Annotated in this window: 18 protein-coding genes; 4 read left to right on the top strand and 14 right to left on the bottom strand. The window is 53.4% G+C overall.

Annotated elements, in window-relative coordinates:
• Window positions 1–33 precede the first annotated feature (33 nt).
• From recG to E0765_RS09360, 8 genes are read right to left on the bottom strand one after another with little or no spacing between them, the layout of a single operon-like run.
• Window positions 34–1,827, bottom strand: a complete 1,794-nt coding sequence (gene recG, locus E0765_RS09395; RefSeq protein ID WP_132812968.1) for an ATP-dependent DNA helicase RecG — start codon at window positions 1,825–1,827, stop codon at window positions 34–36.
• Window positions 1,808–3,049 (bottom strand): pitrilysin family protein, encoded by a 1,242-nt coding sequence (locus E0765_RS09390; RefSeq protein WP_132812967.1) that lies wholly within the window; start codon window positions 3,047–3,049, stop codon window positions 1,808–1,810. Before E0765_RS09390 ends, recG begins: the two co-directional genes overlap by 20 nt.
• Window positions 3,050–3,090: 41 nt before the next feature.
• The gene (locus tag E0765_RS09385; protein WP_132812966.1) at window positions 3,091–4,137 is read right to left on the bottom strand and encodes a dehypoxanthine futalosine cyclase; all 1,047 of its coding nucleotides are present in this window, start codon (window positions 4,135–4,137) and stop codon (window positions 3,091–3,093) included.
• Between the two features lie 5 nt (window positions 4,138–4,142).
• Complete coding sequence (nusB, locus tag E0765_RS09380; RefSeq protein ID WP_132812965.1) at window positions 4,143–4,544, bottom strand: transcription antitermination factor NusB; 402 nt, start codon at window positions 4,542–4,544, stop codon at window positions 4,143–4,145.
• Window positions 4,544–5,014, bottom strand: coding sequence for a 6,7-dimethyl-8-ribityllumazine synthase (gene ribH / locus E0765_RS09375; protein ID WP_132812964.1), 471 nt, complete (start codon window positions 5,012–5,014; stop codon window positions 4,544–4,546). Before ribH ends, nusB begins: the two co-directional genes overlap by 1 nt.
• A gap of 3 nt (window positions 5,015–5,017) precedes the next feature.
• Window positions 5,018–5,818 (bottom strand): 3-deoxy-8-phosphooctulonate synthase, encoded by an 801-nt coding sequence (kdsA, locus tag E0765_RS09370; protein ID WP_132812963.1) that lies wholly within the window; start codon window positions 5,816–5,818, stop codon window positions 5,018–5,020.
• Between the two features lie 33 nt (window positions 5,819–5,851).
• Window positions 5,852–7,015 (bottom strand): aminoacetone oxidase family FAD-binding enzyme, encoded by a 1,164-nt coding sequence (locus tag E0765_RS09365; RefSeq protein ID WP_132812962.1) that lies wholly within the window; start codon window positions 7,013–7,015, stop codon window positions 5,852–5,854.
• A complete protein-coding gene (locus tag E0765_RS09360; RefSeq protein ID WP_132812961.1) occupies window positions 7,015–7,584 on the bottom strand; it encodes a hypothetical protein in 570 nt (189 codons plus the stop codon). Before E0765_RS09360 ends, E0765_RS09365 begins: the two co-directional genes overlap by 1 nt.
• Before the next feature lie 65 nt (window positions 7,585–7,649).
• Between E0765_RS09360 and rimO the strand changes: the two genes are divergently transcribed.
• Window positions 7,650–8,966, top strand: a complete 1,317-nt coding sequence (rimO, locus tag E0765_RS09355; protein ID WP_132812960.1) for a 30S ribosomal protein S12 methylthiotransferase RimO — start codon at window positions 7,650–7,652, stop codon at window positions 8,964–8,966.
• Window positions 8,959–9,975 carry a tRNA lysidine(34) synthetase TilS gene (tilS, locus tag E0765_RS09350; protein WP_132812959.1) on the top strand — a complete coding sequence of 339 codons (1,017 nt, stop codon included), beginning with the start codon at window positions 8,959–8,961 and terminating at the stop codon, window positions 9,973–9,975. Before rimO ends, tilS begins: the two co-directional genes overlap by 8 nt.
• Here the strand turns inward: tilS and lon are convergent.
• Entirely contained in the window at window positions 9,929–12,352 is a 2,424-nt protein-coding gene (lon, locus tag E0765_RS09345) for an endopeptidase La (protein WP_132812958.1), read from the bottom strand. The genes tilS and lon overlap by 47 nt on opposite strands.
• A 23-nt stretch (window positions 12,353–12,375) precedes the next feature.
• Window positions 12,376–13,092: an outer membrane protein assembly factor BamD gene (locus E0765_RS09340; RefSeq protein ID WP_132812957.1), complete on the bottom strand. Its 717-nt coding sequence runs from the start codon at window positions 13,090–13,092 to the stop codon at window positions 12,376–12,378.
• A gap of 126 nt (window positions 13,093–13,218) precedes the next feature.
• On the opposite strand from E0765_RS09340, the gene fliW reads away from it, so the two are divergent.
• Window positions 13,219–13,608 (top strand): flagellar assembly protein FliW, encoded by a 390-nt coding sequence (fliW, locus tag E0765_RS09335; protein WP_132812956.1) that lies wholly within the window; start codon window positions 13,219–13,221, stop codon window positions 13,606–13,608.
• Window positions 13,601–14,362 carry a pyrroline-5-carboxylate reductase gene (locus E0765_RS09330; RefSeq protein ID WP_132812955.1) on the top strand — a complete coding sequence of 254 codons (762 nt, stop codon included), beginning with the start codon at window positions 13,601–13,603 and terminating at the stop codon, window positions 14,360–14,362. Before fliW ends, E0765_RS09330 begins: the two co-directional genes overlap by 8 nt.
• Before the next feature lie 15 nt (window positions 14,363–14,377).
• On the opposite strand, the gene E0765_RS09325 is transcribed toward E0765_RS09330, so the two are convergent.
• From E0765_RS09325 to E0765_RS09310, 4 genes are read right to left on the bottom strand one after another with little or no spacing between them, the layout of a single operon-like run.
• The gene (locus tag E0765_RS09325) at window positions 14,378–14,926 is read right to left on the bottom strand and encodes a hypothetical protein (protein ID WP_132812954.1); all 549 of its coding nucleotides are present in this window, start codon (window positions 14,924–14,926) and stop codon (window positions 14,378–14,380) included.
• On the bottom strand, window positions 14,923–15,447 hold the full coding sequence (locus E0765_RS09320) for a hypothetical protein (RefSeq protein ID WP_132812953.1): 525 nt from the start codon (window positions 15,445–15,447) through the stop codon (window positions 14,923–14,925). The genes E0765_RS09325 and E0765_RS09320 overlap by 4 nt, the downstream gene beginning before the upstream one ends.
• A complete protein-coding gene (locus E0765_RS09315; RefSeq protein ID WP_132812952.1) occupies window positions 15,444–16,475 on the bottom strand; it encodes a hypothetical protein in 1,032 nt (343 codons plus the stop codon). Before E0765_RS09315 ends, E0765_RS09320 begins: the two co-directional genes overlap by 4 nt.
• Window positions 16,472–17,314 (bottom strand): tyrosine-type recombinase/integrase, encoded by an 843-nt coding sequence (locus E0765_RS09310; RefSeq protein WP_132812951.1) that lies wholly within the window; start codon window positions 17,312–17,314, stop codon window positions 16,472–16,474. The genes E0765_RS09315 and E0765_RS09310 overlap by 4 nt, the downstream gene beginning before the upstream one ends.
• Window positions 17,315–17,318: the final 4 nt, after the last annotated feature.

Here is a 17,318-nt window from a genome sequence, read left to right as displayed (position 1 = left end):
CCGTTCGCACGCCTCTGCGTGCGGATCTTTAGTTTAATCTTTTTGTTTCAGATAATCCACGACCTCTTTGACCGTCTCCTCATCGCTTCCCATGTCCACCCACCGAAACGCCCTGCCGCTTTGCACGTTCCCCTCCAGCAAGTCGCCGCTTTGTCGGTAGCGTAGATCGAACGCCGCGATCTCGAATCCGTTGAGACAACCCGAAAACGCCTCAAGCCGTTCGTTTTTCCCCGATGTGTTGGTGTAAAGATAGCAATACCCCGCCAGTCCTGTACGGCTCACGCGCCCCCGAAGCTGATGAAGCGTCGAAAGCCCAAGCCTCTCCGCCCCCACGATAACGACGGTGGAGAGCCGGGGTAGCGAGATTCCCACTTCCACGACAGTGGTTGCCAGCAAAATGGAGCCGTGTTCGCGAAATTGGAGCAATACCGCCTCTTTTTCTTTGTCCCGACCGTGGGTAACGTAAACGTTCTCGAAGTTTTTTTCCCAATATCCCCGCGCTTCCTCGATGCTCTGGTAATTGATCGCCTCGCTTTGCTCGACCAGGGGATAAATGATCAAAATCTGACGGTCCTGCGAAATCTCGGAGCGGATATGCTCCAGCAATGCCGGAAAACCGCTTTTGCCGATTAAACGGGTCTGTATGTTTTTGGCAAACGGTGTCTGACGTATCAGGCTCACATCGATGTGGGCCGAATCGATCATCGCCTGCGTCCTGGGAATGGGGGTGGCCGAAAACTGAAGGTAATGGGGAGGCGAATCGTTGTCCGTGATGCGGGAGAGGGCATGACGCTGCGCGGTGCCGAAACGGTGCTGTTCGTCTACCATCACAAGCCCCGCTTCGGGAAGGTCTCGGTACAAAAGCGCATGCGTTCCGATGATAAAATCATACCCGTCCAGCGATGTTTTTTTGGTCTTGTTGGTCACCAGTGCGATCTTGAAATCGGGAAGGAATTTGCACGCCTCCTCGTAAAGTTGTGCGGCGAGAATCGTCGTGGGAGCCATCAGGATTGAACGGTAGGGGCGCATCAGCACCGCCGAAGCGAGGATCACCATCGTTTTCCCCGAGCCGACATCGCCGACGATCATCCGCCGCGCCGCATTCTCGCCTGCAAGATCACGGCGGATATGCTCGATTGCCCCTTTCTGATCGTCGGTGAGTTCAAACGGAAGTGTCTTCATCCAGCGTTTGGCATCTCCCGCACCGCGGTAGCTCGTCGGGTGGTAGCGCCGTTTTTTGCGCAGCCGCCGGAGATAATTGTAGAGTTCGGCAAATTTCAACGCACGCAGCTCTTTTTCCGTAAGCGCAAGGGGAACCGCGGGGAAATGGAGACGGTAAAGAATCTTCGCAACTTCGGGCGGAAGACCCTCCTCTAAGAGGTTTTCGACACTGACGTAACGCGCCGCTAGGCGGCGCATTACGTCGGCACGCAGCGGTGTCTTGTATACCGGGACGATTGATCCGATCTGGGAAAGCTTGAGAGGATGGATCAGTTCCCATTTCCCCGTGTCCCACGACGCCTTCCCGCCGTAAAATCCTCTGCTCCCCTGCACAAAAGCATGCATCATGTAAGGTTTGGGATTGAAAATGATCCCTTCGATCACCTCATCAAGGTTGTGGGCGAAAAAAACGATACGCAATGTTTTGGGAGTACGGGTGACACGCTCGACGGTTGCGTCGATGACACAGGGAGCGTTGTGGGTGAGTTCGGAACTGAGCCGCCGGTCTTCGAAGGACGAGGGGATGAGCAATGCCAACTCGGTGATGTTGAGAACACCGAGCCGACGGAATTTGTCGGCGTCCTCGCTATTGGGTGACAATCGCATAACTTAGATTTTTGATCTCGCTATGGCGCTTGATGAAATCGTTGAGCTCTTCGAGGCTCAGCGAACGGATCCGTTCAAGTTCCTGCAAACTCGATCCGAGCGGCTTGCCCGCGTAATATTCGCTAAACGTCCGGCCCAGCCGCTGCGAAAGGGTCTCAACCCGGAGCGGCTCGGAGCCCAAAAGAAATTTACGCGCCTGATCGAGTTCGTTCTGGGTTACCCCCTCGCGGACGAAAGCGTCGATCACCGCTTCGACCGTTCGGATCGCTTCGGACTGCGATTCGATCTTCGTCTGCAGATAGCCGCTGAAATAGGTATGCGTTTTAGCGACCGAGAGGCGCGAATAAGCCGAATACGCCAATCCCCGTTTGACACGAACCTCTTCCATCAGGCGACTTCCGAATCCGCTGCTTCCGAGGATAAACATCGCGACCCGCGCCTTGTAAAACTCTTCATCCCCTTCACGCATCGCGAAAGGAGAACCGAAATAGATATACGCCTGTTCGGTCTGGGGGCGCTTGATTACCGACTCTTTGGGTTCTTTGCGGAGCGGGTAGTAACGTTCTTTCCCCGCTTTCCCCTTTTCCAGTCCTCCCAGCAGTTTCACCGCTTTGGCCTTGGCTTCTTCGGGCCCGACATTTCCGCCGAATACGACCAGCGCGTTAGAGAGGACCAGATGATCGGATATAAATCCTTTGACGTCTTCGAGGGTAATGGTCGCGATGCTCTCTTTGGTTCCGATATTCGGAGTCGCCATCGGCGTCCCTTCAAACAATACCGCTTTGAGCTCCGTCGATGCGACATTGTCGAAATCGGCTTCTTTGCGGGCTATCTCGCTCAGAGTGATGGTTTTGACTTTTTCAAGCGTTTTGGGGGTGAAATTGGGTTCGGCAAGCTGTTCGGAGAGGAGGGAAAGCCCCGTATCAAGTTCCTCTTTGAGGCTTCCGAGCTCGATCACGAATGTTTCGTTTCCCGCAGTCGCACTCAGTCCGATGGCACGTGCATCCAGGGCATCGGCGAACCCGACCGAACCGCGTTTGAGGCTTCCTTCGTTGAGCATCTTGGCGCCGAGGCGGGCCAACCCCGCTTTTTTTCCTTCATCGACGCTCCCGCTATGGGTGAAAACGAGTTGCATCGATACGATCGGCAGACGTTTATCCTCTTCGTAGATGAACGGGATTTTCACCCCCTTGACCTCTATAAAATCCAGTGTGCTTGCCATCAGTATCTGTCCAAAAAATAAAGTCGCGATGAATAATCTATTCATTCGAATGTTTCGAGTATTTCGTACGCCGTATTACGGATTGCCGGCGTTTCCCCGATGTCCCGGATCAGACGGACCATTTCGTCCTTGGCCATCCGGAATCCTGCACCCGCGCTGCGTACGACATTTTCTTCCATCATCGTCGATCCCAGATCGTTTGCCCCGAACAGCAGCGCCATCTGACCGATATACGGTCCCTGCGTCACCCACGAACTCTGAATGTTTGGAAAATTGTCCAGAAACAGGCGCGACACCGCCAAAAGGCGGAGATAACGGTTGGACGATTGCTTCTCGATTTCGGGGTGTTCTTCCATGAGCTGGGTGTTTTTCCCCTGGAACGACCACATGATGAAAGCGCGGAACCCGCCCGTCTCATCCTGCAACCGGCGGATCATGTCCCAGTGTTCGACAATCTCTTCATCCGTCTCTACCGTACCGTACATCATCGTCGCGGTGGACTTGATCCCGAGTTTATGCGCTTCGCGGTGAACGCTCAGCCACACCTCGCTGTCGATTTTTTTGGGGGCGATGATATCGCGTACCCGATCGCTGAGGATCTCCGCGCCCGCACCGGGAATCGACGCAAGCCCCTTGGCTTTGAGGCGTGCCAGGCACTCCTGGATCGAAATATGCGAAACTTTGGCGATGAAATCGAGCTCTATCGCCGAAAAACCGTGAATCGTCACCGTAGGATATTTGGTATGGATGTGTTCGACCAGTTCTTCGTACCACTCGATTTTGAGTTTCGGATGGACCCCGCCTTGAAACAGGATCTGGGTGCCGCCGATTTCAAGGAGTTCTTCGATTTTTTGATCGATCTCCTCGAAACTCAGCACGTACGCATCCTCGTCTTTTCCGTGGCGGTAGAAAGCGCAGAATTTGCAGTCGACCCAGCAGACGTTGGTGTAGTTGATGTTGCGGTCGACAACGAACGTGGTCACGCCATCGGGATGCAGTTCCTTTTTTCGGGCTGTAGCCATTTTCCCCAGTTCTTTGAGGTCACCGTGACGGATCAGTTCGAGAGCCTGTTCTTTGGAAAGACGCATCGGGATTACTTGTCTTTGGCGATCGCGTCGAGGACGCCGTTGATGAATTTGGGAGACTGTTCGGTACCGAACGCTTTGGTGATCTCGATCGCCTCGTTGATGACGACGGCCGAATCGAGTTCGCCGAACATGATCTCGTAAGCGCCCAGCCGGAGGGTTGCCCGCTCGATAGAGCCCAGACGTTCGAAATCCCAGTCTTTGGTCAGGTGTTTGACGATCGCTTCATCCACTTGAGCCAGATGCTCCGTGACCCCTTTAAACAGGTCCAGGGCGAAATCACGCTGTTTGTTGCGGATCTTTTTCTCTTCGAGGATCTCGTCGCTGAAATCGGCGATGCTCTGATTTCCAAGATCGTAGGCGTAAAGCAGGCTGACTACCGCCATGCGGGCTTGATGACGCGTCGCCATTATTCGCCGATCGCCTGGTAAAGATCGAGCATCTCGATGACCACGGTCATCGCTTCGAAACCTTTATTCCCCGCTTTGGTTCCCGCGCGCTCAATCGCCTGTTCAATCGTATCGGTGGTGAGCAATCCGAAGGAGACCGGTTTTTTGTGCTTGAGGCTCACGGTCGCGATCCCCTTGGTGGATTCGGCCGAAACATAGTCGAAATGGGGAGTCGATCCGCGAATGACGGCGCCGAGCGCACACACCGCATCGTATTTACCGCTGGAGAGAAGCTGCTCGATCACCATCGGCAATTCGAACGCGCCCGGAGCGAGAACGTGCGTCAAATCCTGGTCGTTTCCGCCGTGGCGGGCGAATGCGTCTTTGGCCCCTTCGACCAGACGGTCAACGACGAAATGGTTCCAGCGGGTGCTGACGATGGCGATCTTTTTACCGGGGATAACTCTCAACTTTCCTTCGATCAGATTCATAGTTTAATTTCCTTTTACTGAGTCAATTTTCAAAAGCGTCTCGGAGAGCGCTTCAAGCTGTTCTAATTTTAACATATTCGGGCCGTCGCTCAAAGCGCAGACCGGATCGAAATGGGTTTCAAAGAAGAACCCGTCTACCCCGACCGCCGCCGCAGCGCGTGCAAGGTGGGGCACCATCGAGCTGTCTCCGCCCGTTTTTCCGGTTCCCGTTCCCGGCATCTGCACCGAATGGGTCGCGTCGAAAATGACGGGGGCGAACTCGCGCATGATGACCAGCGAACGCATATCCACGACGAGATTGCCGTAACCGAAGCTTGACCCCCTCTCGCACAGCAATACGCCGTGGCGCTGCGAGGCTTCGTAACTCACTTCGTCGCATCCGCGCGTCTTGAGCACTTTTTTAACCGAAAACTGCATGTCGCCGGGGGTCATAAACTGCCCTTTTTTGATATTGACGATCTTGTCGGTTTTTCCCGCCGCTACGAGCAGGTCGGTCTGACGGCACAAAAAAGCGGGAATCTGGATCATATCGACAACCTCCGCCGCGATCGGGACCTGATAGCTCTCATGCACGTCGGTGACGATTTTGTAGCCGAAATCATCCTTGACTTTCTGCAAAATCCGCAGCCCTTCTTCGAGGCCCGGGCCACGGTAACTTTCGAGCGAGGTACGGTTGGCTTTGTCAAAACTCGATTTGAAATAAAAATCGAAACGGTCGTCGTTATGATAACGTTCGAGCGACTTGGCGATTTTGAAAATCGACTCTTCGCTCTCGATGACGCACGGTCCGGCAAGAAGGATCATAAACGCTCCTGTAAGTGAATGGTCATATTGTACTCAGTTTCGTTTAAAAGACATTGAGCCGATCGCCTTAGCCGCCACAACGGCGCTGCTGAACGCCCATTGAAAATTGTATCCCCCCAGTTCGCCCGTCACGTCTACCGTCTCCCCGATAAAATACAACCCTTTGACTTTCCGGCTCTCCATCGTTGCGGGATCGAGTTCGCTGCATGCGACTCCCCCCCTGCACGCTTCGGCTTTCGACAGCCCGAACGTCCCCGAGGGAGCCATCGGATACGACCGGATGCGAGAGAGTTTTTCCCATTCGCCGCCATCAAGCCGGTTGCAGGGCTTGTCTTCCAGTCCCACGGCCTCCAGAAAACTTTTCATGAACCGTTTCGGAAGCGGCAGCGCCGTGCTGAGAAGTTTTTTCTCCTTCCGAACCCTCTCCAGGTCGAAATCGGGGAGAAAATCGACCTCGATTTCGCCGCGGTGCCAGTACAACGATGCGGAGAGAACGACGGGGCCGCTGATCCCTTTGTGGGCAAAAAGAAGGTCTTCGTCGAGCGTTTTGCCCGCAACCCGTATCCGGGCGGGAAAACTGATTCCGCTGAGCTCTTTCATCCAGAACTCTTTGGGTTGCAGCGTCAATCCGACAAGCGCCGGGGAAAAGGCCACGGTATCGAGGCCGTAGCTCTGAGCGATTTTCAAGCCGACGTCGCTTGCCCCGATCTCTTTGTAGCTCGCCCCGCCCGTTGCGACAATCACTTTCTCCGCTCTCAGTTCCCCTTTGTCGGTCGTGACGACAAAGGGCGAATTCCCTTCGACCCCGAGAATCTTGTGAGAAGTAAGGAGGTCACATCCCTGTGCTCTTCCCAGCAAGATTGCAATAACCTCATCGGAACTTTTGGGACAGAAATAATAGCGCTCTTTTCGGATCACGGGCCGCAGTCCCCCGCTACGGAAATACTCCAGAAGCGCTTTTTGGGGAAATGTATCAAGAACACGGCGTACCAGCGCTTCATCTCCCAGATAGTGGGTTGCGTCGACATCGACGTTGGTGAGGTTACACTTGCCTCCGCCGCTGGCTTTGAGTTTGAGTGCCGCTCTGCCGTTTCCCTCTACAATCGCCACCGACAGAGGGGTATGTTCCCGCAGCCATGCCGCACACATCAGCCCGGCGGCACCGCCACCGAGAATAACGACGTCGTAATGCCGCATCAGCGCTTAATCAGCCGGAGCGCCAGTCCCAGACTGAGCAGCGTTACGGCCGCGATATGCGGCGGGGTCAATTCACGATACCCCAGCAGCAGATGAACGATTACCAGCACGATACCGATATAAAGGAGCTTGTACCATGCCCGCACGTGCGGAACGATTGCGATCACCAGCAGTGCCGCCAGCCCAGCGCCGAGCGCAAGGTGTGTCCCGAAAAGCCCGGCGATCCGCCCCGCCGCAAAATCGTACGAAGCGATGAACAGCAGAAAATGCAAAAAGGCATATCCGATCGCCGCTGCCCCGAGCAGTTTTTTGAATTCCACCAGATCGAACCGTACGTAAGTCCGGAGCGGATTCACCCAGAACGCCGCGATCAAAATCCACAACGCACTCGCGCCCGCCATCTTGGAGAGATAATAAAGCCGGTTTTGCGGGGAGGGAAATGTGATCCCGAACGTCGCTTCGATCCCGCCGCGGATCGTTCCGAACCACTCCGTCCCCATCCCGTCGACGAACACGGCCCCTATCGCCATCAGGGGGATCAACGCTAAAATACTCATAACTATACGCATTCTGAAAGTGTATCCAAATCTGCGCTTGGATATAATAAGACATTTCATTATTGCAAAGGTCTTTTATGTCCAAAAAACTCCACATCGTCTCTCTGGGCTGTACCAAAAATCTCGTCGATACCGAAGTGATGCTGGGGCGTTTGAAGGATTTTGAAATGACGGACGAAAGCGGTGAAGCCGATGTCATCATCGTCAACACCTGCGGATTCATCGATGCGGCCAAGCAAGAATCGCTCAATACGATCTTCAACCTCGACGCGGGGCGGAAAAAAGACTCCGTTCTCGTCATGGCAGGATGTTTGAGCGAACGCTACAAAGAGGAACTTTCCAAAGAACTCAGCGAAGTGGACATCTTTACCGGCGTCGGCGATTACGATAAAATCGACGAGCTTCTCGCCGCCAAACAAAGCCGTTTCACCCCCGAGGTCTATCTCATCGACGGAGCCGAGAGGGTCGTGACGGGTTCGACTTACCACGCCTATGTAAAACTCTCGGAAGGGTGCAACCAGCAGTGCAGTTTCTGCGCTATCCCCTCGTTCAAGGGGAAACTCCACTCACGCGACCTCGAAAGCGTCGCCAAAGAGGTGGAAAGCCTCGTGGCGAAAGGTTACTACGATTTCAGCTTCGTCTCGCAGGATTCGAGTTCCTACCTGCGCGATCAGGGGACGCAGGACGGTCTTATCCATCTTATCAAACGGATCGAACTGATCGACGGGGTCAAAAGTGCCCGGTTCCTTTATCTCTACCCTTCCACCACGAGCCTCAAGCTGATCAAGACTATCGGCGATTCCAAGATTTTTCATAACTATTTCGACATGCCGATCCAGCATATCAACGACGAGATGCTCCGGATCATGAAGCGGGGCTTCGGCAAAGAAAAAACGCTCGAACTCCTTAACGCCATGAAAGCGCTCCCCGATTCGTTCGTCCGTACCAGCTTTATCGTCGGACACCCCGGAGAAACGGATGCAATGTTTGACGAGATGGCAGAATTTGCGCAGACCTTCGGTTTCGACCGGATCAATGTTTTTAGCTATTCGGACGAGGAAGGAACAGGCGCTTATGCGATGAGCGAAAAAATCCCCTCAAAAACGATCAACGCCCGGGCTAAAAAACTGGGTTCCGTCGCTTCCAAAGTCGAAGAAGCCAGTCTTGCAAAACTCGTCGGAGAGGAAATTCTTCTCGTCATCGACGGGGAGAGCGACGAGCACGAATATCTTCTCAGCGCCAGGGCGCTGCAGTGGGCTCCCGATGTGGACGGCGAAATCTACGTCAACGACCGGGAGATCGAGGGGGACCTCGCCTACGGCGTCATCTACCGCGCTCGCATCACCGAGATCGCCGGGCGAAACCCGCTTGCGACCGTGACGGGTCATGCGTGATCTGCTCCACCTCGAGCTTTTAAAAGAGGGGAAATCCCTCCTTGCCTTTAGCGGCGGCGCCGATTCGACCGCCCTTTTTCATCTGCTCCTCGATGCCCGGATCGATTTCGACATCGCCCACGTCAATTACCACACCCGTTCCGCCAGCGACACCGAAGAAGAAAACGCCATCACGTTGGCCAAACGGTATAACAAACGCTGTTATACCTTCTCCTGCCGCTTGGGCGGGACCAATTTCGAACACCGCGCACGCGAAGAACGGTACCGTTTTTTTTCCCACCTGGTCGAAAAGCACGGCTACACGTATGTGCTCACGGCCCATCAGCTCAACGATCGCCTGGAGTGGCTGATGATGCAGCTGTGCCGCGGAGCCGGCCTACCCGAACTGCTCGGAATCCGTTCATCCGAACGGCGGGGAAATATTCACCTCGTACGCCCTCTTCTGGAATGGGACAGGGAAAGTATCGAATCGTATCTGCGGGATCGCAATATCCCCTTTTCTCTTGATGAGAGCAATGCCGACGAACGTTACACCCGCAATGTTTTCCGCCACCGTTTCAGCGCTCCGATGATGCGCGAATACCGTGACGCGATCCGCAGAAGTTTCCGCTACCTCGAAGAAGATACCGACGAGATCCTCGAACCGATGGCCTTTGAAAACATCGGATCGCTATTTTACGCTTCGGCTCCCGCACGCACACGCTCATTGGTTTCGGGAGTCGATGCTTGCATAAAATCTCTCGGGTACGTAATGAAAAGCGGTGAAAAAGAGAATCTGAAAAAAAACAGGGTCAACGTCATCGGACGCCGATACGTCGTATGTACAGACGATGGATATACGTTTATCGCCCCTTATTGCAGCGGGATTGTGATGGACAAAGGATTCAAAGAGGAGTGCCGCCGCCTAGGGGTCGAACCCAAACTGCGGGGCTATTTGTACGGCGATAGCGAGGCATGGGAGGCTATGCGTCGGTTAAAAGGCGTTCCAGTACCTCTTCGATCCGACTGACGCCGACGATCTCGAGGGACGCTTTCACCTCATCAGGAATGTCACTCATGTCGCGATCGTAGTTTTTCTGAGGAATCAGGGCAAGTTTCATTCCGGCCCGATGTGCCGCGATCAGCTTTTCTTTCAGTCCGCCGATCGGCAATACATTTCCCGTCAGCGACACTTCGCCCGTCATGGCAATATCGGCACGCACTTTTTTGTTCGTCAGAATCGACGCGATGACGGTGCTCATCGCGATCCCCGCACTCGGTCCGTCTTTGGGGGTTGCCCCGTCGGGAACGTGGATATGGAGATCAAGACGCTTATACACTTCGCTCGCATCGGGCAGCGTGTTGCTTTCACGTTCCGATGACGTCATCGGGATAATCGAGTGATCGACCCCCAGCTTTCCGTCGTCAATGAGCGTTTTTACCACGGAAAGGGCGATCCGCGCCGATTCTTTCATCACGTCGCCCAGACTTCCCGTCAGCTGCAGATTGCCTTTGCCGTTGATCCGTATCGCCTCGATTTTCAGGACATCGCCCCCTACCGCGGTCCATGCCAGACCGTTGACCACGCCGATACGGTCGACGTGATCGGTACGGTCGATCTCGAACACCGTTTTATCGAGAAAATCGCGAATATTTTTCAGCGTCACGCTCACTTTGGCGGTCGTCGGTTCTTCAAGGATCTTTTTCGCCGCTTTGCGGACGATGTCGGCCACGCGACGGCGAAGGTTCCGCACTCCGGCTTCCCGGGTATACTTTTCAATCACCTCTTGCAGTGCTGTTTTCGAGATCGACAATTCTGCCGGTTTGAGCCCGTGCTTTTTCAGCTCCTGCGGAATCAGATACTGTTTGGCGATCTGAAACTTCTCCTGCGGCGTGTACGAACTGACCGAAATAAATTCCATCCGGTCGCGCAACGGCCCCGGGATCTGACCGACGTCATTCGCGGTCGCGATGAAAATCGCCTTGGAGAGATCCAGGTTGAAATTGAGATAATAATCCCGAAAGTGGGTGTTTTGTTCGGGATCGAGAATCTCCAGCAACACCGCCGTCGGGTCGCCCCGATGCGATTTGGCTACTTTATCGATTTCATCGAGAACGATGACGGGATTCATCTTTTTGGCTTCGATCACCCCCTGCACGATACGACCCGGCATCGCCCCGATGTAGGTACGGCGGTGTCCGCGCAGTTCGTTGACGTCTTCGAGCCCTCCGAGCGCAATCCGTACGAGCGGCCGCTTCAGCGCCTCGGCGATCGAGTTGGCCAGAGAGGTTTTGCCCACCCCCGGAGGGCCCGCGAAACACAAAATCGCGCCGCGCCCTTCCTTCTCGCCCTGCCCCCGTAGCTCCAGAAGCTCTTTTACCGAGAAATATTCGAGGATCCGTTCTTTGGGTTTTTTGAGCGAAAAATGGTCTTTGTTGAGCTGGTTTTCGACGTCGCGGATGTTGAGTGCCTTTTTGGCCTGTTCCCCGAACGGAATTTCAAGCACCCACTCGAGGTACGTCTGGATCACTCCCGCATCCGCACTGTCGGGATGCATGCGGGCAAAGCGTTCGAGCTGCTTGTTGATCTCTTTGTATGCATCCGCGTGCATTTTATCTTTCTTCGCTTCGAGCTTTTTACGGAATTCTTCAATCTCTTCGTCCCGATGACTGTCGGTGCCGAGCTCTTTTTGAATCTGCTTGAGCTGCTCTTTAAGAAAATATTCCTTGTTCACCTTCTCGATGCGGGTATGAACTTTGGAACGGATCTCTTTTTGGAGCTTGTTGGCTTCGGTTTCTTCGATCAGTTCGTCGATCAGCATCAAGAACCGTTTTTCGGGATCGCGTTCGATAAAGAGCTTATAGGCGTTTTCTTTTTTGATTTTGATCGAACTGCAGATCAGATCGACGATACGGTTGTATTCGTGATTCTCCTCGATCGTGCGGAGCAGATCGGGGGGAAAATAGTTGCTTACCTGGGAAAGTGCGCGAACCTTCTCGCGAAGCACTTCGAGAATCGCGTCCATTTTCAGCTCGTTCACGCTGCTCGACTGGATCAGATCAACGTGAGCCCGCAGATGATCCCCGGGAATCAGGTCCATGACATGCCCGCGGGCAAGCCCCTGAAACAGGACTTTTATCCGTCCGTCGGGGAGAACGACTTTACGCATGATCGATCCGATAACGCCCGCATCGTAAATCGAGTCGTTTTCCCGTTCCCCTTCATGTTCGGGTTTGACGGGACAGACGATGACGAGGGAATTACTCTCGATCGCCTCGGCCGCCGCGGCGATGTTTTTCTCGTCGCTCAAAAAAAGGGGAGAGATCATAAAAGGGTATAAAAAGAGTTCGTCCTCCGCTATGACGGGCAGGACGGTCGGAAAAGAGCTGTAATTGCTGAGTTGCATCGGAAAACTGTCCTTAAACGTACTTATTTACTCTCGTTGATGTCCATGGATACGACGCTGCGGGTCTGCGGTATCAGGAAGTCGTACCAGCTGCTGCTGCCGTCACCTTCGAACATTTCGCGATACCAGGGGATGTCGGCATGAACGATCTCGTCGGATTTTACCCACGTCACCGGGGCGATCGAGCGGTAAAATTCCGCCCCTTTCGGTTTGCCCAGACGATCGTAGAGCTGCGCGATCTTCTCGTTCAGATCTCCGCGCGCCAGCTGAAGCTGGGTTTCCATCGTATTCACAAGCGGGAGATAGGTTGATGCGGGGTATGAGGACTTGAACGTTTCAACCCCTTTGAGCGTTTCGTCGATCAGCCCCTGATCACGGCCGGGATTGGGGAGGGCGAGAAACTTTGCCTTGATTTTCAAAAATTCGGCGTATTCGCGCCCTTCGGGAGTCGCGTAACGGCGGATGTACTCGTTCAGAAAATGCTCCGCCAGCAGGTATTCTTCCTGCGCCATGTGTGCCTGTGCCATGATCATCGTCGCTTCGGACAGAAACGGCGAACTGATGTGCTCGCTTTGCAGCGAACTGAAATAGCTGTCCGCCTTTTCAAGGTTCGCGTCTCCGACGGCATTGACCATTTTTTCGTACCAGTATTCCGCCGGTTTGTTGTACTCTTCGATATCTTTACCGCACCCGGTAAGCAAAACCAGCAGTGCCATTGCCATCAACGAACTTCTCAACATTCTCAAACCTGTCTATTTCAATTTTCAAACCATTTTACCAAAAAGAGATTAAACGGTCCCGCAATCTGTCGAAACTTTTTAGCTTGATATGTTAGAATCGGTCTATTCTGTTCAAAAGAGGTATTCATGCAGTTTGCGTTAAAACTCCCGTTACTCGGATTCGAATCGGTCAAGCAAATGGAGCTGAAAAAAATCGACGATATTTTCATGCGCCTCGAAAGCGTCGGTGAAGGCCCGTCTTTTACGCTCGTCAATCCGTTCGTTTTGCGCGAATACTCCTTCGACATCCCTTCGTCTTTGCAGGCACTGATGGAGATTAATCCCGAAAGCAACCTGTTGATCTACAATATCATGATCATCCAGTCCCCGATTGAAAATTCGACCGTCAATTTCGTGGCGCCGATCATTTTCAACACCGATAACCAGACGATGGCGCAAATCATCATCGACAATCGTAACGATTTCAGCATCGCCGAACCGATCAAAAACTACCTCAAAGGTTCGGAGAATGGCTAAATCGATTACGCTCGTCGGAAACGGGAAGATGGCCCTTGCCCTTGCCAAGGGTCTTTGTCACACCTATGAGATCGAGGTGGTCGGGCGAAGTGCCGAAGCGCTGGAAAAGTTCGAAAAAGCGCTCGGAAACACTGTCCGAAAAACCCTCTACGACTCAGTCTCCATCGAAGGTAAAACCGTTATTCTCTGCGTCAAACCCGCCAATCTCAGCGAAATCGCTCCTCTTCTGAAAGGAACGGCCGAAACCCTCTATTCGGTTCTTGCGGGGATTCCCCTCTCGGCTCTTAAAACTGTCTCCGCACGCCGCTATTGCCGAACGATGCCGAACCTCGCCGCCGAAGTCGCCCTCTCCATGACATCGCTCGTCGGAGATATCCAAACGCGCGAAGAAGCGCTTACCCTTTTCGGTGCCATCGGCCCTACCCTGTGGCTTTCAAGCGAAAAAGAGCTCGACATTGCAACGGCGCTGGCGGGAAGCGGTCCGGCCTATCTGGCCCTCATCGCCGAAGCGCTGGCCGACGGAGCGGTACGCGAAGGGCTTAAACGCGATGATGCGACGGCTCTGGTCAAAGGCTTGTTCAGCGGGTTTTCCGAACTGTTGCAGACAACCCACCCCGCACTTCTCAAAGACGGGGTCATGAGCCCTGGCGGAACCACGGCAGCGGGATACGGCGCTCTTGAAGCCGGCGGTGTACGCAACGGCTGCATGGAAGCCGTACGCGCCGCACACGAAAAAGCCAAAGCGCTCAAATAAGCCATTTACCTCTTCTCAATGAAGAGGTTTTTCTTCTTTTTCTTTCTCTTTTTGCTTGGATTCGTTGTTGTAAACCCGCATTGTAAAAGATGAGCGGATTTTGTCGCCGTCACGCTCGAAATGGATGGGGAAATTAACCTTGATGATCCATTCGCTTTTATTGACGTTTTCAAGAAAATGGTAAAAACTCTGCGGCGAAGTGATTTTTGAGGTCGCGTTAACTTCGTAGGTGCGGAACGTGCCGTTGCTTTCAAACGACGTCACCTCGGTCAGGTACAAATCGCTGAACTCCTTACCGTACTGTTTTTCGAACCGCATCGGATCAAACGACGTATTGAAAGCCTTGATCATTCGGGCATTTTGGGTTTCCAGCTCTTTGAGCCTGCTTGCGACCTGGTCGTGGCGCTGCTGCGCGAAGTCAAGGTTCTGAAACTCTTTTTTACTTTCCAGACGCAGCGTGCGGTACTCTTTTCCTTTCGGGATGAGCAGCATGAACGAAAACCCTACAACTCCGATCATCAAGACGAGGGATAACACCAAAAGGGTAACGGTCTGCCGGTTCATTGCAGCTCCTCGCTTTGTTCGTCGTCAAGATGATTGGTCGACACAAAACGGTACCACCCGTTTTCAATCGGGTAAAAGCTCGTGTAAGTGCGGTGAAAAATGGAGCGCAAAGGGGCTTCGAGCATATACTGGTAAGTCTCTTTGTTCGGCGTCGTCCCGTACAGGATCAACGATCTGGCTTCCAGATCGGCCCGGGAAAGGGTGATGCCATCAGGAACCAGATCGAAAAGATTACGGATGCTCTCTTTCATGACGGTGTTGTCGGTCGTAATCTGTTCGGCCATTTTGACTTCCGCTTCGATCAGCCTGATCCTCTCGTCCATCCGCGCGATCGAACGCTCCAGCGCTTTCTCCTTCACCGCCACTTCTTGATGTTCACGCGCGAAATCGTACGTTTTGTACCCCAGGAAAAAGTAGGTTCCCGAAAGCATCGCTATCGTGATCGCAAAGAAAAACAAGACGAGCTTGAGTTCGGTACTGACGATCTTTTTGGAGCGGGGGGCGATAAAACTGTGCTTCACTGCGACTCCTCTTCCAGCGCAAGCGAGAGCACCTCTTCACCGAGATCGATTTTGCGGACCATCACGTTTAAAAACAGCTCCTCCTCCAGGTAGCGTTTGAGTTCGTTCCCGTTCCCGTACGCGTCGGCGATCCAGACTGTTTCGACAAAGCGGTTTCGGCAGTGTTCCCCGGCATAAAACCGCGCCAAAGTCTTTTCAATCAGTTCAAAACGGTAAAAATCGTCGCTGAAACGCTCCCCCTCTTCCTTGCCGTCGCCGCTTTGCATCAGCGAAGGGAGTTTTTCCTCGAAAATCGGTTCTTCTTCGCTGAATTCGGCAATCTCTTCAAGCGTGTCCAGGTCCTCGATATCGCTCAAATCATCGAGTTCATCGATAATTTCCAGATCATCGAGCGATTCGATCTGGTCGAGATTGATTCCGCGGCTGGGTTCTTCCTCTTCGACTCCGACCGAAAAGCCGATCCCGCTCCCTTCGTCAATCCCGATCGATCCCTCTTCGGCGTGCAACGGGTAATGATGGGCGTATTCGAGCTTTCCGTCTTCAAAAAAAGCGATACTCATCGCCTCCTTTTGGGCAAGAACGTAAAGCCCGAGTTTTCCACCTGTTTTATCGGCGAAAAAACGCTCGATGACCGAAAAAGGGGAAAACACGAAATCCAGCCCGATCGTCGCGTATTTTTTTTTCAGGAGTTCCAATTCGCGCGCCGAGGCATAAAGCATCCATTTTTGATTGCGGCAGATGGTTTTCGTTCCGCTCATCTCTTCGCTGTCGTTGATTTCGTGGATCGTACACCCTTCCAATGCGCCCTGATTGGGATCGGGGTTGAGAAGGGCAACGTAGTGCAACGGCGATTCTTCGACAATTCTCCGGACGTAACGGGCCATTTCTTCAATGGCCAGTACCCCTTCGTATCGTCGGGTCTCACGGGAAAGGCGCTTTTTCTTTTTGTAATAGGCGACGCCCACTTCGTATTTTTCGCCGTAAGGAATGATGGTAATGAAAATTTTTTGATAAAGCCAGCCGATCACTCGCTGTCCTCACGATACTGGCATAACGGGTGCGATTTGAGGTAGTGATCCATTTTCAAAGCATTCCCCAGTTTGGTGTATATCTGTGTCGTCGCCATACTCGAGTGGCCTAATAATTCGCTAACATCGGCAATACGCGCGCCGTTGTTTAACAGTTCGGTGGCATAAGCATGACGCAATTGATGAGGAGTCACCTTAATCCCTATCTCGGCAAATCGCTTGGTAATCATATATCTTAGACTATTTTCGCTTAATTTTCTACCCTCAGCCTCAAAAACATACTCTTTGGGGCTAAAGGCGGCGAGATAACGCCCCAGCGCTTCGAGCGCCGCTCCGGGGACGGGAACGTCGCGTTCCTTTGCCCCTTTGCCTCTGACCCTGCACCACTGCGGGGTGATATCGCAGAGCCTCAGCCCGCCGAGTTCGGATATCCTAAGCCCCAGCGTATACAACAGTGTAATCGCCAGCCCCGCAGCCGGTTCGGCACCTTCAATAGCGCTTCGGATATGTTCGTGTGCAACCGGTTTGGGAAGCGTTTTGGGGACGCGTACGCTCTCGTCCCCATTCATTTCGACGTCGAGTCCCCGGGTGCGGAGAAATTTAACGAAACTGCGTACCGCACTGAGCTTGGCGGAAATGCTTTTGGGTTTCAACGGCGCGATCCGCACACGCAGCGGCATCAGGTTGATTGAAAACGTATCGCCCTCAACAAAGATTTCGGCATGTTCGAGCATCTCATTTATGGCGTCATCGTAGCTGCGTATCGTCAATGCCGAGTATCCGCGCATCGCATCGAGATGCTGTAAAAACTCCTCTTTGTAGCGATAGAGCGTTATCATTCAG

Origin of the sequence: Sulfuricurvum sp. IAE1 (genome assembly GCF_004347735.1) — a bacterium.
Lineage (GTDB): Bacteria > Campylobacterota > Campylobacteria > Campylobacterales > Sulfurimonadaceae > Sulfuricurvum.
This window is presented reverse-complemented; position numbering and strand designations above follow the sequence as displayed.